Annotated in this window: 1 protein-coding gene; it reads left to right on the plus strand. The window is 55.9% G+C overall.

The genetic code is table 11. The features are described from left to right. The first annotated feature begins 87 nt into the window (after window positions 1–87). Entirely contained in the window at window positions 88–3765 is a 3678-nt protein-coding gene (locus QMM04_RS21365) for an ATP-binding protein (protein WP_282996971.1), read from the plus strand. Window positions 3766–4042 lie beyond the last annotated feature (277 nt).

A 4042-nucleotide genomic window follows, 5' to 3' on the forward strand; every position in this document is an offset into this window, starting at 1 on the left:
GCATTTCATCATGCAGGCGGGAAAAATCTCTTTATACTCCTTTTCCCTTATGCGCATTAATGACTTTATTTTCTTCAGGAACGCACGGTGTTTAATCCTGTTAATTTCATCCGTCTGACGGGCGTGGTCCTGTTTATTTTTTTTGCCGGCGCGCTGCAGGCGCAGGTCAAACCATTGCAGCTTTTAGCGCGTTACGATACCGCACAGCCCGCGCTGCAGCTGGCTGAGCCCATCTCTTCTGCCTTTCGAAATAAAGTGATTAAAGTCGCAGTGGCCGGTAAATCACAGCCACCAATATATATGGATACCGATACGCGCCGCTTCGAAGGCCTGAGCGCCGACTACCTGTCGCTGATTCAAAGCATGCTGGAGACCAGTATTGAGCTTTATCACTTCCCGAGTCATAGCGCCGCGCAGCAGGCGGTGCTGAAAGGCGAAATGCATATGCTGGCGATTTACGTCGCCCAGCCATCGTCACAGTCGCAGCCGCTGCTGGCCAGCGCCCCGTGGATGCTGGATTACAGCGTGATGGGATTGAAGACCGACAGCGACCTTTTTCTCAATAACGGCATGCCCGAGCAAATCGCCTGGTCAGGCACGCCGCTGCAGCGCCAGTACCTGGAAGAGACATACGAAAACGCGCAGCTGGTGCGTTTCCCGGGCTACTATGATGCCGTCGCCGCCACCGTTTATGGTCAGACGGCGCGCGTCTGGGGAAATGCGGCGACGCTGACACACCTCAACCGCTATCTGTTTGCCAACGCGCTTACTATTCTGGCCGATGAGCATACGATTCCGCTCAACGTCGGTTTCGGCATCAGTCCGCTGTATCCTGCGCTGGCCGACGCCATCAACCAGGCGCTGCCGCAGATTCCGCTGTCTATCCGCATGCAGATTGCCAAACGCTGGCAGCTCGATCCCCATCATGTACTACAACGCAATCCGCTGGCGCTGACCGCCGACGAAGAGCAGTGGCTGCAAAACAACATACACATCGAGACCACCTTGCCGCTGGCACAGGCACCGCTCAGTAGCCGGACGCCGGCAGAGCAGTTTCGCGGCATGGCGCCGGACGTGCTGGAGCTGATCACCAGCCAGACCGGCCTGAATTTTGTGGCGCACGCCAGTAATGAACACCCCGGCGGACGTCCTCTGCCAAAGCTGTTTCCGCTGGAAATTCTGGAGCCACAGTTCGAAGCACAACCGGCTCTGATTACGCGTCCGTGGCTGGTTTCGCATTGGGTGATCATCCGCAATCAGCAGCCGGGAAACATTATGGCGCGCGACACCTTTCCGTTTGGTTCGGCGCTGATGCTAAAAAATCCGCTAATGAAAAGCTGGCTGCATGAACACTATCCGCACCTGTCGGTCAGCGATACCGATCGTCCGCTGGATGCGCTGCGCCAGCTGCTGGCGCGCAAGGTCGATGCGGTGATCGTGCCGAAAATTTTTGCCGACTATCATCTGCGCAACCATTTTGGCAGCGGGCTGATCGTCGAGGGTACGCTGGGCGCCGATCCCGCACGCTTTGTGATGCGCGTAGAGCCAGGCAATGAGACGCTGATCAGCATTCTCGATAAAGCGTTGCTGGCCATCCCGCCGGAAACGCTGTTTAAGCTGATGGCGCAGTGGCGTCAGGCGGAACCGCCGTTTCTCAGTAGCTCGTGGCAGAACTATAAGCAAACGATTCTGCTGATCGTTTCGGTATCGCTGGGATTGATTCTGTTGATCCTGCTGTGGAACCACCATCTGCGCAAAGTGATTCAGCAGCGTATGCAGGCAGAGAATGCGCTAAAAAATCAGCTCAATTTTACCCACACGCTGTTTAATGACTCGCCGGTGGCAATGTACATCCGCGATAAGCAAACGCGGCTGGTGGACTGTAACAATGCCTATCTGCGCTTTTTGCACATCAAACGCGACGAGGTAATCGGTAAACGACTGTCGGACGTGTTCAACACCAATAACGCCAGCATTCATACCATTGAAGATGGTTACCAGCAGACGCTGCTGGATGGTGAAGCGGTAATGCGCGACGTCCAGCTGATGTTTGGCCAGCAGGCCTTCCATCTGTACCACTGGACGCTGCCGTTTCGCGATCGGCTGGGGGAAGTTGCCGGGGTGATCGGCGGCTGGGTCGATGTCACCGAACGTAACGCGCTGTTGCAGGAGCTGCAGCTGGCCAAGGACACCGCAGACAAAGCCAACCGCTCCAAAAGTGAGTTTCTCGCCAGCATGAGCCATGAGATCCGCACGCCGCTGCACGCCATCATTGGTTTGCTGGAGCTGGAAACCCGCTCGCAGCCGTGTGAGACGCTGTCAGAGAATATTCGCGTCGCCTACAGTTCGGCGCGTGCGCTGCTGTCGCTGATCGGCGATATCCTCGATCTGTCAAAGATCGAATCTGGCCAGTATCAACCCACGCCGGAAACCGTTTACCTGCCGGATGTGATCGATCAGGCGGTGACGCTGTTCCGCAACAAGGCCGAAAGCAAAGGGATCGATCTGCGCGTAGAGATGGACATCGCGGCCTACTGGGTACAGACCGATCCGCTGATGATCAACCAGATCCTGTCTAACCTGTTGAGTAACGCCATTAAATTTACCGATCGCGGCAGCGTAACCGTGGTGCTGATGCAGGGGATTGGCCAGGAAGAGGAAGGTTGTGAGTTCGTCATAGAAGTGAGCGATGACGGCTGCGGCATGACTGAGGAGCAGCAGCAGGCGATCTTTGAGCCATTTGTCCAGGTCGGTGAACGTCAGCAGCAGCAGATTGGCACCGGTCTTGGCCTGAGCATCTGCCGCAATCTGGCAGAGCTGCTGGATGGCGAACTGATTGTGGAGAGTACGCCAGGTGAAGGATCGGTGTTCTCCTTCTACTTCCGCGCGCCGGCCGGCGAACCGCGCGATCAAACCCAACCGCATCTGTCACAGCCGCTGGTCACCGACAAGCTGTCAGTGCTGGTGATTGATGATCATGCGCCTAATCGCCTGCTGCTGGGTAAACAGCTGGAGCTGGCGGGCCATCAGGTGGTGGTGAGCGAAAGCGCCGTCGAAGCGCTGAAACTGTGGCAGCAGGATCCGCTGCGCTTTGACTTGATCATTACCGACTGCAATATGCCCGGTATGAACGGGTTTGAATTTGCCCAGGCGCTGCGCCAGCATGAACGCCACCATCATCTGCCGCCGATCACGCTATACGGCCTGACCGCCTCCGCCGAGCAGCACATCATGCAGCGCTGCCTGCAGGCTGGCATGAACGACTGTCTGTTCAAGCCGCTGAATCTGGATACGTTGCTGGCGCAAATCACCCACTGTCCGCGCCGCACGCCAAACGCGCCTGACAGCGAGGCTGCAGCCGGCGTAACCGGGCAACCTGTTGCTGATACCGCCGTCGCCGCGCTGCCGGCCCCTGTGGCGGTTCCGACTTTTGCGCCGCTGCTGATGCAGCTGGCTGAGCGCGATCCCGCCAGCTGCATCACCCTGCTGGAAAGTATTCGCACCAGCCACGATGAATTGCTGGCGGCGCTGCAGCAAACCACTGATGCTCACGCGCTGTCACAGCTTGGCCATAAGCTGAAAGGCGGTGCCAGTATTCTTAATGCCAGCGCGCTGATGGAGCTGGGGCGCAAGCTGGAGAAACACCAGCAGGAAGGACACGATGTCGCGCAGCTGATTGCCGCCATCGCGTGCGAAATTAACGCCGTCAATGAAACATTAATTATCTTTGAACAATATCGGCTGAAAAATCAGCAGGTTTTATAAAAACATAATCTTATCAAGACATTTCTCGGTTCGCCGGGATAAGCCGCCAGACATAATGTCCGCCAGCGCCATCATATCGGTGTCGTAAAAGGGAGATCTATGTTTAATGCAAAAATTCTCATCGTTGATGAGCATCGCCTTGTTGCGGCTGGGGTGCAGGCTTTATTATTAATGAATGGCTTTAATTGTGTCACTACAGCAAACACAATTAATGATGGTATTGACGATGTTATTCATCAGCACATCGACATCCTGATTTTAGATCCTGATTTCAAAG

The organism is Pantoea sp. Pa-EAmG, assembly GCF_030024295.1.
GTDB classification, from domain to species: domain Bacteria; phylum Pseudomonadota; class Gammaproteobacteria; order Enterobacterales; family Enterobacteriaceae; genus Pantoea; species Pantoea dispersa.